Raw genomic sequence first — 14,433 nt, 5'->3', positions numbered from 1 at the left:
CCGGGAAGCGCCGTGTGCGACCTCCGGGCCGCACCTACGTGTCGCGCGGCACGTCGACCGACGCGTTCCCGGGAACGGCGGCGGCGCGTCGACGTCGCCACCGCTGCCGGGCCGACACGGCCGCCGCCAGGACGACGAGGCCGAGTACCACCATCGTGACGGGCCGGCCGAGCACGTAGCCCGGGTTGCCGTCGGAGTAGGCGAGAGTCTGGCGCAGCGAGGTCTCGAGCGTCGGCTGCAGGACGACGGCGAGCACGAACGGCGCCATGCTGAACCCGATGCGGCGCAGCACGAACCCGAGCAGGCCCGCGACGAGCATGACCACGACGTCGAACATCGAGTTGCCCTCGGCGTACACACCGACCACGCACAGGCCGATCACCAGCGGCATCAACGCCCGCGGCGGGATCGACAGCAGGCGCGTGAACAACCCGACGAGCGGCAGGTTGAGCACCAGCAGCATCAGGTTGGCGATGTACATCGCCGCGATGACCGTCCAGAACAGCTCCGGCTGGTCGTCGACCAACGTCGGTCCGGGCACGATGCCGTTGAGCAGCAGCGCGGCGAGCACCAGCGCCATCGTCGGCGCGAACGGGATGCCCAGCGCCAGCAACGGGACGAACGCGGCGCCCGCCGCCGCGTTGTTCGCCGCTTCCGGACCGGCGACGCCCGCCACGGCACCTCTGCCGAAATCCTCGGGACGCTTCGCGATCTTCCGTTCGGCCACGTAGGAGGCGAACGTGGACAACACCGCCGCCGGACCGGGCACGAGGCCGAGCAGGAACCCGATCGCCGACCCGCGGACCGCGGCGGGCGCCGCCTCCCGCGCCTCCTGCCTGCTGGGCAACAGCTCCCGCAGCTTCGGCGCCCGCACCGGTTCCGGGCGCCACCGCCGACCCGCCATCGTCAACGCCTCCGCGATGCCGAAGACGCCCATGACCAGGGCGATGAAGCTGAAGCCCTGGGCCAGGTCGGTCGAGCCCATGGTGAACCGCAGGTCACCGCCCGCCGGGTCGATGCCGACCGTGCCGACCGCGAGGCCCGCGCAGATCATGACGATCGCCTTCGCGGTGGACCCCGTGGACAGGGCCGCCAGCAGCAACAGCCCCGCGACGCACAGCGCCATGTACTCGGGCGGCCCGAGTTCGACCGCCACCCCGGACAGCCACGGCGCGAACACCATGAGACCGAAGATCGCGACGGTGCCCGCCACGAACGACGACACGGCCGCGACGGTCAGCGCGGGCCCCGCCCGCCCGCGTTTCGTCATCTCGTGCCCGTCGAGCGCGGTGACCACCGACGACGCCTCACCGGGCACGTTGAGCAGGATCGAAGTCGTCGACCCGCCGTAGGTGGAGCCGAAGTAGATGCCCGCGAACAGGATCAGCGAAGCGGTCGCGCCCAGCTGCGTGGTCATCCCGAGCAGGACGGACATCGCGCCGATCGGTCCGATACCGGGCAGCACCCCGACCACCGTGCCGAGCACGACGCCGACCAGCGCGAGGGTGAGGTAGGTGGGGTCCGCGAACGCCGCGAAACCCGCCCCGAGGTCGTCGAGCACGTCGCTCCTCCCGTTCAGACCAGGCCGAGGGTGCCGGCGGGCAGGGGTACGTACAGCCAGTACACGAAGATCAACCAGGTGGCCGCGCCGAAGGCGACACCGAGGATGAGGGCGTTCAGCCACCGCGACACGCCCATGACCCTGGCGATCAGGACCAGCGCGACCGACAGCGTCACGATCATGCCGACCGTCTCGCCCACCGCGGGCACCAGCATGGCCGCGCCCAGTACGCCCGCGATCCGCCACCAGTGGACGTCGCCGTGGTCGGCCTTGTCGTCGTCGGCCTCGGCGGACTCCTCGCTGGCGACCGTCCCCCGGACGCTCCGCACGAGAACGACGGCGCTGGCGGCGACGAGCACGAGCGCGACGACGAACGGGAAGAAACCGGCGCCGGTGTCCCCCACCGAGCCGAGGCCCTCCCCGACCGACAGCACGCCGTACACCAGCCCGAGTACGAGCAGCGTCCCGGCCGCGAGCACGTCCCGTGTCACCCGCACGGCCGTCACTTCGGTGGTGCGAGGAGCTTCTCGGCTTCCCCGGACTTGTCGGTCAGGCGGTTCCTGGCGGACGCACCGTCGAGCCCGCTGACCACGAGCCCCAGCTCGCGGGCCGCGTCGGTGAACTCCACGCTGTGGACGGCCGCGTCGAACACGTCCGCCAGCTTCTTCTCGACGTCGGACGGCAGCCCGGCGGGGGCCACGACCACGTTGTAGGCCGCCCAGTCCAGGTCGACGTCCTGCGCGCCGAACGTCGGGACGTCGGGCGCCAGGTCGACGGGGTCGGTGGACGCGATGCCCAGCACCCGGAGCTTCCCGGACTTCAGCTGCGCGGTCGCCCCGGCCAGCTGCATGACCCCGACGTCGACGTTGCCGCCGAGCAGTGCCGTCGTGGTGGCCTGGTCGCCGTCGAACTTGATGTGCTTGAACCTCGTGTCCGTCAGCTGCTCGAACTTCTGCGCCGGGATGGCGTAGTTGAGCGGCCCGTCACCCATCGTGATCGTCCCCGGGTCCGCCTTGGCGGCGGCGACCAGGTCCGCGACGTCCTGGTACGGCGAGTCGCCCGGCACCGCGAACAGCACCGGCGACGTGGTGACCTCGCTGAGCACCGTGACCTTCCCGGGGTCGTAGGAGACCTCCTCGGTGTGCGGGATCAACGTCAGCGGGCCGTCGGGGAGGATGCCGATCGTGTGACCGTCCGGCTTCGCGGTGAGGACCGCCGTGGTGCCGACCGACCCGGCGCCGCCCTCCTTGTTCACCACCTGGAGGCGTTTGCCCAGCTCACCCTGCTTGTTGATCACGTCGACCAGTGCGCGGGCCGTGGCGTCGATGGCGCTGCCCGCCGGGTAGGGCACGACGACCTGGACGTCGCGCGCCGGGTAGCCGCCGCCCTGGCCGGGCCTGCCGCACGCGGTCGCGAGCAGCGCGATGATCGCGACCAGCGCGACGCCCCTCCGGACCGAACGAGCACTCATCGCGTACCTCCTGTGTACGTGGTTTCCGCCCCGACCGCGGCCGCCGCGATGACGGGGTCGTGCCAGCCGGCGTCGCCGAACGCGTAGGCGTCCCGGTGGAGCCGCTTGAAGAACAGGTGCGCGCTGTGCTCCCACGTGAAGCCGAGGGCGCCGTGGAACTGCACCGTCGCCGCCGCCATCCGGAACGCGAGGTCGGCGGCGCGGCTCTTGACGACCGAGGTCATCAGTGCGGCGTCGGCGTTGCCGGTGTCGTGGCTGTGGGCCGTGTACCGGACCGCGTCGGTGATCGTCGTCAGCTCGACGTACAGCTCGGCCAGTTCGTGCTGGATCGCCTGGAAACCGCCGATCGCCCGGCCGAACTGTCTGCGCTGCCGCAGGTGGGCGAGCGTGATCCGCATGGCGGAGTCCGCGGCGCCGATGAGGTCGGCGGCCACCAGCAGCGTCAGCCGCCCGACGACGCGTTCGAAGACCCCGTCCTGGGGCCAGCGCACGGCGTCGCCGGTCACGCCGGTCAGGGTCACCCTGGCGGCGTGTGTCGTCCGGTCCACCGGTTCGACGGCACGCATCGACACCCCGGGGTGCCGGGCGTCCACGACGAAGATCCGGACACCGGTCGCCGACAGAGCCGCGACCAGCAGCACATCGGCGCGGGTGGCGTGCTCGACGACGCCGGCGTCACCGGTCAGCAGGTCGTCAGCGGTGGCCGTGACGGCGACGCCCGCGCTGTCCCACGACCCGCCGGGCGCTCGCAGGGCCGTCGCGCCGACGAGGTCGCCCGCGATCATCGGCGCGAGCCAGCGGCGCCGCTGCTCCGCGTCGGCCGACGTGGCGAGCACGTCGCACGCGGCGATGGCCGCCCACACCCCGGCCGGCGCGAGCGCGGCGCCCAGCGCCTCGACGACCACGGCGAGGTCGAGCAGGCCGAGTCCGAGCCCGCCGTCCGTCACGGGCGCGGTCACCCCGAGCCAGCCGAGGTCCGCCGCCGCGTGGTGCAGTTCGGTGTCGACCGCCGCCGACGTCTCGTCCACATAGGCGTGGACACGCGCCGTACCGAGGTGGGCGGCCAGCCATCCGCGCACCGCCACACCCATCGCCACCTGCTCGTCAGTGAGCCCGAAGTCCATAGTGCACCGATCCACTTCGTCGTGAAGTGCTCAACAGTCCACCGAACGCGACGGAGTACGTCAAAGACGTGAACCCAACCCGACCCATTGCGAAACGCAATGAGTCACTCATTGGCTCCGGCAATGGGTCACTGTTCGTTTTGCTCTTTGACGCACTACGACGGCCGCACCCACGATGGCCGCATGGATCTCCGATACTCGTCGGCGGCCGAGAAGTTCCGGCGGGAGATCCGCCGGTGGCTGGCCGGCTCGGTGCCGGAGGCGTGGCGCAGGCCGTGCTTCTGGCTCGACCTGGACGGCACCGGCCAGTCCCTCGATCTGCGGCGCGGGTGGGAGAAGGACCGCGCCGACAACGGCTTCGCCGGCGTCGACTGGCCCGAGGAGTACGGCGGCCGCGGCGGCGACCACGAGATCCGCGCCGTGCACGACGAGGAGATGGCGCGGGCACGGGCACCGATCGGCCCGTTCCTCGGCCTGACCTACCTCGGCACCACCCTGCTGGGCCCGACGCTGCTGCGCTACGGCACCGAGGACCAGAAGCGCAGGCTCCTGCCGGCGATCCTGTCCGGGGAGACCATCTGGTGCCAGGGCTTCTCCGAGCCGGAGAGCGGGAGCGACCTCGCGAGCCTGCGGGCCACCGCCCACCGCGACGGCGACGTCCTCGTCGTCTCGGGCGAGAAGACGTGGACCTCGATGGCACGGTTCGCCGACGCGATGTTCGCCCTGGTCCGCACCGACCCCGAGGCGGAACGACAGCGCGGCCTCACCTTCCTGCTGATCGATCTGGCGCTGCCGGGCGTCACCGTCCGGCCGATCCGCCAGATGTCCGGTTCGCACGAGTTCGGGCAGGAGTTCCTCGACGAGGTCCGCGTGCCCGTCGCGGGCAACGTGGTCGGCGCGCCCGGGGACGGCTGGGCGGTGGCGAAGTACCTGCTCGGGGTGGAGCGGAACGCCTCGCCGATCAGCCAGTACTTCGAGTTCCGCCACGAGCTCGACGACGTGATCGCCGTGGCGCGCCGCACCCACAAGGACGGGCGCTCGGCCATCGAGCAGCCCGCCGTCCGGCAGCGGATCGCCCGTTGCCGGGCCGACCTGGAGCTGCTCCGCGTGCGCGGCTACGACGCGATGACGCGCGTCGGCCGGGGCGAGGACCTCGGCGCCCACGCCTCGGTGACCAAGCTGCTGTGGTCGCGAACCAGGCTGGCGATCGCGGACCTGGGCGCGGACGTCCTCGGCGTCGACGGACAGCTGGGCGCCGACGCCGGTGCCGGCCACCTGCGCTGGCGCCACCTCCACGTGCGCGGCCAGCGGATCGCGGGCGGCACGGCACAGATCCAGCGCACGATCATCGCGCGTGAGCTGCTGGAGCTGCCCCGATGAGCGAGCTCGCGAGCGATTCGACGGCACCGGGCGGGACGGTGCTGTTCTCCCTCGACGGCGGTGTCGGCACGGTGACCCTCAACCGGCCGCGGCGCCGCAACGCGATCTCGTGGCAGCTCGTGGAGGACCTGCTCGCCGCGCTCGGGCAGGCCGCGTCGGCGCGTGACCTGCGTGTCCTCGTCGTCACCGGCGCGGGCAGTTCGTTCTGCGTCGGCGCGGACCTGGCGCGGGTCGGGTCGGACAGCGTCGGCGACCAGGAGACGCGCACGCTGCGTGGCCGGTCCGCGGCCGACGACCGCGAGCGGCTGGCCCACGCGTCGACCATCGTGCAGACGCTCGTGTCGTTCCCCGCGCCGACGATCGCCGCGGTCAACGGGGCGTGCGCGGGAGCCGGGCTGTCGCTGGCGCTCGCCGCCGACTTCCGGATCGCGGCCGAGCACGCGGTGTTCAACACGGCGTTCGTCAGCGCCGGGGTGTCCGGCGACCTCGGCAGCGCGTGGCTGCTGACCCGCGCCGTCGGCGGTGCCCGCGCGCGGGCACTGCTCCTGGACCCCGGCCGGATCACCGCGGCGGAGGCGGCACGGCTCGGGCTCGTCACCGAGACCGCGGCCGACCTGCCCGCCCGGGTCGGCGAGCTGGCGGGCAAGCTCGCGGCGCAGGCGCCGCGAGCGATGCGGTACGCGAAGGAGAACCTGGACGACGCCGCACTGGTCACGCTGCCCGACTACCTTGGGCGCGAGGTGCCGCGCATGGTCGACTCCGCCCGCAGCGGGGACGCCCGGCGGGCGGCGCAGGCGTTCCTGGAGAAGCGACGGCCGGTGTTCACGGGAGAGTAGGAGCCCCATGACCAGCCCACTGGCGGGTGTCCGCGTCGTCGAGTTCGGCCACTACATCGCCGCGCCGGCGGCGACGCAGCTGCTGGCCGATCTCGGCGCCGACGTGATCAAGGTCGAACCGCCCTCGGGCGACCAGGCCCGCGGCATCGGCGCGTACGGCGAGGGCATCGTCCTCGCCTACAACCGCGGCAAGCGCTCGGTGGTGCTCGACCTCAAGTCCGAAGCCGACCGCGACACGGCGGTCAAGCTGGTCGCGGAGGCGGACGTCGTCGTGCAGAACCTGCGGGCGGGTGCGCTGGCCGGTCTCGGCCTCGGCCCCGACGAACTGCGGGCGGCCAACCCCTCGCTCGTGTACGTCTCGGTGAGCGGCTTCCCCTCGGCGGGACCGTCGGCCCGTCGCGCGGGCCTCGACATCGCGGGGCAGGCCGAGAGCGGGCTGATGTCGATCAACGGCGAGCACGACGGTGACCCGCTGCGTGTCGGGTTCCCGATCGCCGACGTCGCCGCCAGCTACGCGGTCGTCCAGGCCGTGCTCGCCGCGCTCCTGCGCCGCGAACGCACCGGAGAGGGCGGGGTCGCCGAGGTCTCGCTGCTGGGTGCCGCGATCCACCTGCAGTCGGCGATGTGGGGCGAGTGGCACGCCTCGGGTCAGGAGCCCCGGCGCAAGGGCAACGGCCAGGCGACCGTCGCTCCCGCGGCCGACGTCGTGCACACCGCGGACGGCGCCATCGTCCTGTCCGCCTACACCCCCGAGCACTTCGCCCGGCTGTGCCGGCTCATCGACAAGGAGTGGATGCTCGACGACCCGCGGTTCGCCGGGAACCCGGCCCGCGTGGCCCACCGCGACGCGCTGCTGGCGGAGATCTCGCCGACGTTCGCGGTGCTGGACACGGCGGAGTGCCTGGCGCTGCTGGCCGAACACGGCATCGTCGCGGCCGCGGTGCGGACCTTCCGCGACGTGGCCGAGGCGGCGGACGTGCGGGCCGGCGGCGCACTGACCACCGGCATCGGCCCGGACGGTGACCGCTACACCGTGCCGTCCCTGCCGTTCACCCTCGACGGCGTGGCGCCCGCGGCGGACCGGGCCGTCCCCCGCCCAGGTGACGACACGCCCGTGTGGCCTTGACCGGGCCAGAACGCCGTGCCTTGGATCGGCACATGAACGTCCGCGAGATCGAGTGCTTCCTCGCCGTCGTCGACCAGGGCAGCATCACCCGGGCCGCGTCCGCGCTCTACCTGGCGCAACCGTCCCTGTCGCAGATCATCCGTCGCCTGGAGACCGATCTCGGCGTCGAGCTGTTCCGCCGGGTCGGGCGCGGGCTGGTGCTGGCCCCGGCGGGTGAGGCACTCGTCGGCCCGGCGCGGCAGATCCTCCGCGACCTCCAGCACGCCCGCCAGGTCGCCGAGGGCTACCGGGGGCTGGAGCGCGGCCGGGTCGACGTGGCGATCTCCCCCACCCTCACGTCGAACTTCCTGGCGGCGTGGGTGGGCCACTTCCGGCGCAAGCATCCCGGTCTCACGGTCCGGCTGACCCAGCACACCGGCGACTCCGACGAGATCGCGACCCTCATCCGCTCCGGCGAGGCCGAGCTCGCGTACACGGTCAACCCCATGTCCCGCCAGGGCATCGAGTGCGTCCACATCGGCGACGGTGAGGTAGTGCTGGCGCTGCCGCCGGGTTGGCGCGGCGACTTCCCCGACCCCGTGCCCGTGGCACTGCTGGACGGCCTGCCGATGATCGTCGACCGCGGGTTCGGCCGCAGCTACCTCGACTCCCTGCGGGACACGAGCGCGATCGAGCCCGTCGTGGTCGTCGACACCAGCGAACCGGCCGGCCTCGTGCCGTTGATCATCGCCGGCGCGGGCGCCGCGCTCCTTCCCATGCGTCAGGCCCTCGACGCCCGGCGCCGGGGAGCCGGCCTGCGTCTGCTGGAGCCCCTGACCCTGCGGCCGATCTACGCCATCACCCCCACCACCCCGTTGTCGGTGCCCGCACGCAGGTTCCTCGATCTCAGCAGGGAGAACCTGGACCGCTGGCACCAGGCCGTGACGAGCCGCACCGACCGGGGCATGTCCCTGCTGGAGGCGGCCGTCGACGCCGACAACGCGATCGAGGCCGCATACCAACGCCTGACGGAAACTCCGTACCAACCCGCGGGGGACGCGAGCGGTCCGTGATCAGTCGACGCCCTCAACCACCCGAAAGGACTGATTACAGCCGTCGACAGGACGCCGCGGAACCCGTCGTGGCGTGACCGGGAGCGTCGCACTCGTCGCTCGATAGCGTCATGGTGTGGTGGGGACGAGAGGTTCACCTCGCGCCGGGTACGCCTGCCGGCGGCAGGAATCCGAGCAAGGAAGCGAACAATGAACGCTCTCACCGCCATCGCCGTGTCGGCAGTACTGGGACTGGGTGCCGCGACGGGCCAGGTTGCCGCGGACCCCAGCTACGAGCGGCAGGTCATCACGCTGACGAACCAGGAGCGCGCGATTCATGGCTGTGGCGCCCTGACCCAGCACGCTGCCCTGACCAGAGCGGCCCGCGGTCACTCCGAGGAGATGGCCGTACGCGACGAGATGACCCACCACGGCGCGAACGGCTCCGACGCGGGCGACCGTGTGCGGCAGGCCGGGTATCCGGCCAGGAAGTGGGCGGAGAACATCGCCTACGGCCAGGCGACGCCCGAGGAGGTGGTCGACGCCTGGATGGGCAGCTCCGGTCACCGGGCCAACATCCTCGACTGCGGGCTGGCCGAGATCGGGGTGGGACACGTCGTGAACGAACGAGGGGTGCCGTACTGGACCCAGAACTTCGGGACTCGTTGACAGGCGGGCGAAACGCGTCGCCGGACACGCCGTGGCGGGGGGCCCCCCGGGGGGGGGGGGGCCCCCCCCGCGGGGGGGGGGCCCCCCCCCCCCCCCGGGCGGGGGGGGGGGGCGGGGGGGCCCCCCCCCCCCCCCCCCCCCGGGGGGGGGGGGGCGGGGGGGGGCCCCCCCCCCCCCCCACGGCGGTGGGCTAGCCGCCGAGGCCGCCGAGGAGTGGGAGGCCCTGGGTCAGGCCACCGGCACCGCCGCCGCCGAGCAGGTCGCCGACGAGCGGGAGGCCCTCGGTCAGGCCACTGGCACCGCTACCGCCGAGCAGGTCGCCGACGAGCGGAACACTGTCACCGATGTCGCTGACGGCACGGTCCGCGGGCGTCTCCGCGCTGGCGAGCGCGGGGGTGGCGAGCACCCCGAGAAAAGCCAGTCCCGCCACGGCGGAGGCCATGCGAGTGCGATTCATGTGTTCTTGCCCTTCCTGGTTGGAGGACGCACACTTCAGCAGCTTCCGACCCGCGGTTTCAAGATCAACTCGCGTTGAGGCGACAGGACAACCCGATCGTGTCGCGGTCCGGCGACACCGGGGCGGGACGTCAGCCCTTCACCGCGCCGATCATGATGCCCTTCGCGAAATGCTTCTGCAGGAACGGATACACCAGCAGGATCGGCACGATGCTGACCACGAGCATCGCCATCTGGAGGGACTGTTGCGGCGGCACCTGGCTCGCGTCGCCGGTGCCGATCGTCGCGTTGTCGACCACGTACGTGCGCAGGACGAGGGACAGCGGGTACTTGGCGTTGTCGGTGATGTAGAGCAGCGCCGAGAAGAAGTTGTTCCAGTACGCCACGGCGTAGAACAGGCCGATCACCGCGACCACGGCCTTCGACAGCGGCAGCACGATCCGGAAGAGCACGGTCAGTTCGCTCGCGCCGTCGATCTTGGCCGCGTCCAGCAGTTCCTGGGGCAGTTCCAGGAAGAACGCGCGCATCACGATCACGTTGAAGCCGTTGACCAGGGCCGAGAGGATCAGCGCCCAGTAGCTGTCCAGCAGGCCGAGCTGTTTGACCGTCAGGTACATCGGGATGATGCCCGGCGAGAACAGCACGCTGAACAGCACGACCATGAGGATGGGCCTGCTGCCGAAGCTGCCCGGCCGGGACAGGCCGTACGCCAGCAACGCCGTGCACAGCAACGACAGGGCCGCGCCGACGACGGTCACGCCGACCGACACGAGCAGCGCCCGGGTGACCACCCCGCCCTCGAAGATCGCCTCGTAGGCGTAGAAGCTCGGGCGGTCCGGCCAGAGCACGTACCCGCCCGCCCCGGCGACCTGGCGTTCGTCGGCGAGGCTGGTCGAGATCACCGCCAGGAACGGGAGAACCACGACCAGGCAGCACACCGTCAGGACGAGCCCCTTGGCCACCCTGGTCGTGGGACGGGCCGGTGTCAGGATGGTCATCGCTGGTACACCCCCCGCTCGCCGAAGAGGTGGGCGACCTTGTTGGCGCCAAGCACGAGTGCGACTCCCACGATGCCCTTGACCAGTCCGGCGGCTGCGGACGCGCCCCACGAGCCGGCGCCGACCGCGTTGTTGAACACGTAGGTGTCGAGCACCTCCGACGCGTTGGGGCCGACCGCGTTCTGTTGCAGGAGGATCTGTTCGAAGCCGACGCTCAGCACGTCGCCGAGGCGCAGGATCAGCAGCAGCGCGACGACGGACTTGATGCCCGGCAACGTGACGTGCCACAGCTGACGTGTCCGGGACGCGCCGTCGACGGCGGCGGCCTCGTACAGTTCCGGGTCGATCCGGGACATCGCGGCGAGGAAGAGGATGGTGCCCCAGCTGGTGTCCTTCCAGATCACCTGCGCGACGACCAGCTCCTTGAACAGCTCCGGGTTCCCGATGACGTTGACGCTGCCGAGGTCGTGCTCGGTCAGGAAGCTGTTGAGCAGGCCGGTGTTGCCCAGCATGTGCTGGAAGATCGCGACGATGATGACCCAGGACAGGAAGTGCGGCAGGTACAGGATCGACTGGACCGTCCGCTTGACCCGTTCCGAGACGAGCGAGTTGAGCAGCAGCGCCAGCGCGATCGGGATCGGGAACACGAACAGCAGCTGCAACAGGGAGATGACCAGCGTGTTGATCAGCGCGTTGAGGAAGGCGGGGTCGCCGCCCGCGATGATGGCGAAGTTGTCCAGCCCCACCCACGGCGCGTCGGCGATGCCGACGTAGGGCTGGTAGTCCTTGAACGCGATGACGTTGCCGAGCAGCGGCGCGTAGTGGAACACCAGCAGCCACACCAGTCCCGGCACCGCGCACGCCAGCAGCAGCCAGTCCCGGCGCAGCCGCCTGCCCCGCCCCACCCGGCGCACCGGGCGCGGCGGCGGTGGTTTGCCGACCGCACGCGGTCTGCTCAGCACGGCCATCTCAGTTGTACTTCTTCTGCGTGCGGACCTCGACCGGCCAGGCGAGCTCGACACCGAGACCGGTCAGCGTGTCCTGGTAGGACTCCAGACGGGCGGCGTCGGCGCGTACCTGGCGCGGCACCGCGCCCGTGTCGAGGCAGTGCGCGGCGAGCGCACCCGCGGCCTCGCCGATGTTCCACTCGACCGGGTGCAGCCGGTAGCAGCCGTTGGAGATGTGCGTGGTGCCGATGTTCTTGTTGGCGGGCAACAGGTTTTCGACCCGGACCGGCAGCAGGGCGCCGAGCGGGATCTGGAACGGCCAGCTCGCCACGTCCACGTACTGGCGCGGCCCGGCGGGGCCACCGGTGGAGGGGTGCAGGTCGATGCGGTAGCTGCCGATGCCGACGGAGTCCCGGAACTCCTCCGCGCCGAGCAGCGAACCGCGTGCCTCGACACCCACGTGCAGCTCGGTGACGGTGAACTCGGCGCGGATGCGACGGGACTCCCGGATGTAGGGGTACTTGGCGAGGCCGTCGGCGGTGTCGGTGACGTCGGGGCGCAGCCGCAGTCCCGGGTGGCCGGTGCCGCCGAGGTGGTTGGGCGCCTCGGTCTGCATCCAGTACAGGAACGACAGGCTGAGCTGCCTGGCGCCCTCGAGGTGCCGGTCGCGCTCCGCGTCGTCGACGCCGAGCAGCGGGCCGAGCCAGTAGTCGATCTGCTGCCAGTTGACCAGCGTGATGTCGTCGCCCGCGTAGGAGTCCGTGAGGTGCGGCCGGTGCAGGATCCGGCGGAACCGCCACAGGTCGAAGTCCTGGTCCGGTTCGAAGACCCGCTTCGTGTACGGCTGCAACGTTTCCGGCGCGACCTGCACCCAGCTGAGCAGCGGCGCAGGCCAGAAGTCGGGCGCGTAGGCGCGCCAGAAGTCGTACGTCGCGGGCCGGTCGATGGTGTGGTCCTCGCCCGGCCGGTGGTCGAGTGCGAAGCAGAACGTGAACGACTGCTGGTCGAGCGGCTGGGCGGGTCCCTCGACCGCGTGCGGCTCACCGAAGTCGTCGCGGCTCTCCGACCCGATGACGTGCTCGACGCCCGCCAGCTCCAGCAGGTCGCCCAGCTCGGTCGCGTCCAGCACGTACCGCGCGGACACGGTCAGCTCGTCACCGCTGCCGGTGTCGAGCAGCCGCACCGCCGTGACCCGGTCACCGTCGACGTGAGCACCCACGGGCCGGTGCCGCAGCAGGACCCGCAGCTGCCTGCTGGACCGGTAGGGGGCGAGCATCTCCTCGATCGCGGCGACGGCGACCCTCGGTTCGTGGCAGAGCCTGCTGACGTGCCCCTTGCCGGGGTTGAGGTTCACGGTCGCCGCCGCTTCCTCGGTCAGCGGGTACCCGCGGCGGTAGTACGCGCGGATGGTGTCGCGCAGCCGCCGGTAGGTCGCGGTGCAGCCGAACTGCTCGATCCAGGGGTGCTCGTCCGGTGGCACCGCCTGCGCCGTCAGCTGGCCGCCGAGCCAGTCCGTCTCCTCGGTGAGGACGACGTCGCGGCCCAGCCGCAGCGCGGCCAGCGCGGCGGCGACACCGCCGAGGCCGCCGCCGACGACGAGGATGTCGCAGGTCTGCTCGTGCATCAGGCTCCTTGAGGTGCGGTGAGGGTGGCGCCGGGGTGGAAGCCGCAGCCGATGACGACCCGGCGCGGCGTGCGGTCGGCGGGGTTGTCCAGCAGGTCGGCGAGGAGCCGCACGGCCGCGGCGCCCATCTCCCGGCCCGGCGTCGTGATGGTGGTGATGTCCCAGCGCTCGACGGTGTTGTCCACGTACTCGTACTCACTGAGCGCCGCCACGGAGAGGTCCCTCGGCACCGAGAGGCCCAGTGCCGTGGCGGCGGCGCAGACGTCGCCCGCGCGTTCCCGGTCGTCGGTGACGACGCACGTGTAGCCCTGCTCGACCAACCCCGGCACGACCGCCGCGATGGACTCGGCTCGCGGCGGGACGAACACCTCGGTGGTGTCGACGCCGTCGCCGAGCAGTTCGCGCGCGGCCGCGAAACCGGCGTCGCGGTCGAGGATCGACTCGTGGTTCGACCCGCCGCGCAGCCGCGCGATCCGGCGGTGCCCCAGCCCGGCGACACGCTCGACGAGGAGCCTGGTGGCCGTGGCGTAGTCGGCGGCCGCGTAGGACACCTCGGCGCCGGGCAGGTCACGACGGCCGATGAACACGGCGGGATAGCCGTCCCGCACCAGGGCGGCCAGCTCGTCGCGGTCCTCCGACTGTCCGATGAGGACAGAACCGTCGGCGACCTGGAGCGAGTTGGTGCCGTTCTTGTAGATGGACCGGCGGCGGTCGTCGGTGTGCGAGCCGGTGAACAGCAGCAGATGGCAGTCGAGCGCCTCGACCGCCTCCTCGACACCCACGAGGAACGGGTGGTAGTAGCTCATCGCCTGCATGGGGAACAGCGCCTCGTACGTGAAGACGCCGATGATCCCGTTGCGGCCGCGGGCGAGGCTCCGCGCGGCCACGTTCGGCACGTACCCGAGCTGGCGGATCGCCTCCTCGACGCGCGCGGCCGTCGCGTCGCCGACCCGGACCCCGTTCGAGCCGTCGCGGCCGTTCACCACCGCGGAGACGACCGCCGGTGACACGCTCGCCAGCCGCGCGACGTCGGCCTGGGTCGGCCGCTTCTTTGGGCGTTCGGACGCCTTCACGTGGATACCTCAATTGATGTAGCGCATTATCTGTTGTCGCCAGGAGCGTAGCCAGGCAGGCGACCATCGGTCAACAATCATCCTGCAACGTGCAGCTAATCGAGAGTTGACAGTCGTTTTCGACGGACCTAGAGTCC

The 14,433-nt window shown here is 71.7% G+C and carries 14 protein-coding genes; 5 read left to right on the top strand and 9 right to left on the bottom strand.

The features are described from left to right. Positions 1–34 precede the first annotated feature (34 nt). The 4 genes from ACIBVP_RS05765 to ACIBVP_RS05750 are packed head-to-tail and all read right to left on the bottom strand — an operon-like array spanning position 35 to position 4,156. Positions 35–1,561: a tripartite tricarboxylate transporter permease gene (locus ACIBVP_RS05765; RefSeq protein WP_396104784.1), complete on the bottom strand. Its 1,527-nt coding sequence runs from the start codon at positions 1,559–1,561 to the stop codon at positions 35–37. Between the two features lie 14 nt (positions 1,562–1,575). Further along, positions 1,576–2,058 (bottom strand): tripartite tricarboxylate transporter TctB family protein, encoded by a 483-nt coding sequence (locus ACIBVP_RS05760; protein ID WP_396104783.1) that lies wholly within the window; start codon positions 2,056–2,058, stop codon positions 1,576–1,578. Positions 2,059–2,063: 5 nt separating this feature from the next. Then, on the bottom strand, positions 2,064–3,032 hold the full coding sequence (locus ACIBVP_RS05755) for a tripartite tricarboxylate transporter substrate binding protein (protein ID WP_396104782.1): 969 nt from the start codon (positions 3,030–3,032) through the stop codon (positions 2,064–2,066). Next, positions 3,029–4,156 carry an acyl-CoA dehydrogenase family protein gene (locus ACIBVP_RS05750; protein ID WP_396104781.1) on the bottom strand — a complete coding sequence of 376 codons (1,128 nt, stop codon included), beginning with the start codon at positions 4,154–4,156 and terminating at the stop codon, positions 3,029–3,031. The genes ACIBVP_RS05755 and ACIBVP_RS05750 overlap by 4 nt, the downstream gene beginning before the upstream one ends. 183 nt (positions 4,157–4,339) lie before the next feature. On the opposite strand from ACIBVP_RS05750, the gene ACIBVP_RS05745 reads away from it, so the two are divergent. From ACIBVP_RS05745 to ACIBVP_RS05725, 5 genes are all read left to right on the top strand, one after another. Next, a complete protein-coding gene (locus ACIBVP_RS05745; protein ID WP_396104780.1) occupies positions 4,340–5,536 on the top strand; it encodes an acyl-CoA dehydrogenase family protein in 1,197 nt (398 codons plus the stop codon). Beyond that, positions 5,533–6,372 carry an enoyl-CoA hydratase/isomerase family protein gene (locus ACIBVP_RS05740; RefSeq protein ID WP_396104779.1) on the top strand — a complete coding sequence of 280 codons (840 nt, stop codon included), beginning with the start codon at positions 5,533–5,535 and terminating at the stop codon, positions 6,370–6,372. Before ACIBVP_RS05745 ends, ACIBVP_RS05740 begins: the two co-directional genes overlap by 4 nt. Positions 6,373–6,379: 7 nt before the next feature. Beyond that, a complete protein-coding gene (locus ACIBVP_RS05735) occupies positions 6,380–7,498 on the top strand; it encodes a CaiB/BaiF CoA transferase family protein (RefSeq protein WP_396104778.1) in 1,119 nt (372 codons plus the stop codon). A 32-nt stretch (positions 7,499–7,530) separates the two neighbouring features. Continuing rightward, entirely contained in the window at positions 7,531–8,550 is a 1,020-nt protein-coding gene (locus tag ACIBVP_RS05730; RefSeq protein ID WP_396104777.1) for a LysR family transcriptional regulator, read from the top strand. Between the two features lie 189 nt (positions 8,551–8,739). Further along, positions 8,740–9,198, top strand: coding sequence for a CAP domain-containing protein (locus ACIBVP_RS05725; protein ID WP_396104776.1), 459 nt, complete (start codon positions 8,740–8,742; stop codon positions 9,196–9,198). Positions 9,199–9,388: 190 nt separating this feature from the next. Here the strand turns inward: ACIBVP_RS05725 and ACIBVP_RS05720 are convergent, their stop codons facing one another. From ACIBVP_RS05720 to ACIBVP_RS05700, 5 genes are all read right to left on the bottom strand, one after another. Beyond that, positions 9,389–9,655 carry a hypothetical protein gene (locus ACIBVP_RS05720; RefSeq protein ID WP_396104775.1) on the bottom strand — a complete coding sequence of 89 codons (267 nt, stop codon included), beginning with the start codon at positions 9,653–9,655 and terminating at the stop codon, positions 9,389–9,391. A gap of 130 nt (positions 9,656–9,785) precedes the next feature. Further along, on the bottom strand, positions 9,786–10,652 hold the full coding sequence (locus ACIBVP_RS05715) for a carbohydrate ABC transporter permease (RefSeq protein ID WP_396104774.1): 867 nt from the start codon (positions 10,650–10,652) through the stop codon (positions 9,786–9,788). Further along, positions 10,649–11,614, bottom strand: a complete 966-nt coding sequence (locus tag ACIBVP_RS05710; RefSeq protein WP_396104773.1) for an ABC transporter permease — start codon at positions 11,612–11,614, stop codon at positions 10,649–10,651. Before ACIBVP_RS05710 ends, ACIBVP_RS05715 begins: the two co-directional genes overlap by 4 nt. 7 nt (positions 11,615–11,621) lie before the next feature. Then, entirely contained in the window at positions 11,622–13,223 is a 1,602-nt protein-coding gene (locus ACIBVP_RS05705; protein WP_396104772.1) for an FAD-dependent oxidoreductase, read from the bottom strand. Continuing rightward, entirely contained in the window at positions 13,223–14,296 is a 1,074-nt protein-coding gene (locus ACIBVP_RS05700) for a LacI family DNA-binding transcriptional regulator (protein ID WP_396104771.1), read from the bottom strand. The genes ACIBVP_RS05705 and ACIBVP_RS05700 overlap by 1 nt, the downstream gene beginning before the upstream one ends. Positions 14,297–14,433 lie beyond the last annotated feature (137 nt).

The organism is Actinophytocola sp. NPDC049390, assembly GCF_044466355.1.
Classification (GTDB): Bacteria; Actinomycetota; Actinomycetes; order Mycobacteriales; family Pseudonocardiaceae; genus Actinophytocola.
Note: the sequence above shows the minus strand (reverse complement) of the source record. Positions and strands in the feature narration are given on the sequence as shown.

Bases quoted from the DNA above. Each gene is read 5' to 3' on its own strand.
- ACIBVP_RS05735 (WP_396104778.1), top strand. From the start codon at position 6,380: ATGACCAGCCCACTGGCGGGTGTCCGCGTCGTCGAGTTCGGCCACTAC.
- ACIBVP_RS05705 (WP_396104772.1), bottom strand. From the start codon at position 13,223: ATGCACGAGCAGACCTGCGACATCCTCGTCGTCGGCGGCGGCCTCGGC.
- ACIBVP_RS05745 (WP_396104780.1), top strand. From the start codon at position 4,340: ATGGATCTCCGATACTCGTCGGCGGCCGAGAAGTTCCGGCGGGAGATC.
- ACIBVP_RS05750 (WP_396104781.1), bottom strand. From the start codon at position 4,156: ATGGACTTCGGGCTCACTGACGAGCAGGTGGCGATGGGTGTGGCGGTG.
- ACIBVP_RS05740 (WP_396104779.1), top strand. From the start codon at position 5,533: ATGAGCGAGCTCGCGAGCGATTCGACGGCACCGGGCGGGACGGTGCTG.
- ACIBVP_RS05725 (WP_396104776.1), top strand. From the start codon at position 8,740: ATGAACGCTCTCACCGCCATCGCCGTGTCGGCAGTACTGGGACTGGGT.
- ACIBVP_RS05730 (WP_396104777.1), top strand. From the start codon at position 7,531: ATGAACGTCCGCGAGATCGAGTGCTTCCTCGCCGTCGTCGACCAGGGC.
- ACIBVP_RS05755 (WP_396104782.1), bottom strand. From the start codon at position 3,032: ATGAGTGCTCGTTCGGTCCGGAGGGGCGTCGCGCTGGTCGCGATCATC.
- ACIBVP_RS05715 (WP_396104774.1), bottom strand. From the start codon at position 10,652: ATGACCATCCTGACACCGGCCCGTCCCACGACCAGGGTGGCCAAGGGG.
- ACIBVP_RS05720 (WP_396104775.1), bottom strand. From the start codon at position 9,655: ATGAATCGCACTCGCATGGCCTCCGCCGTGGCGGGACTGGCTTTTCTC.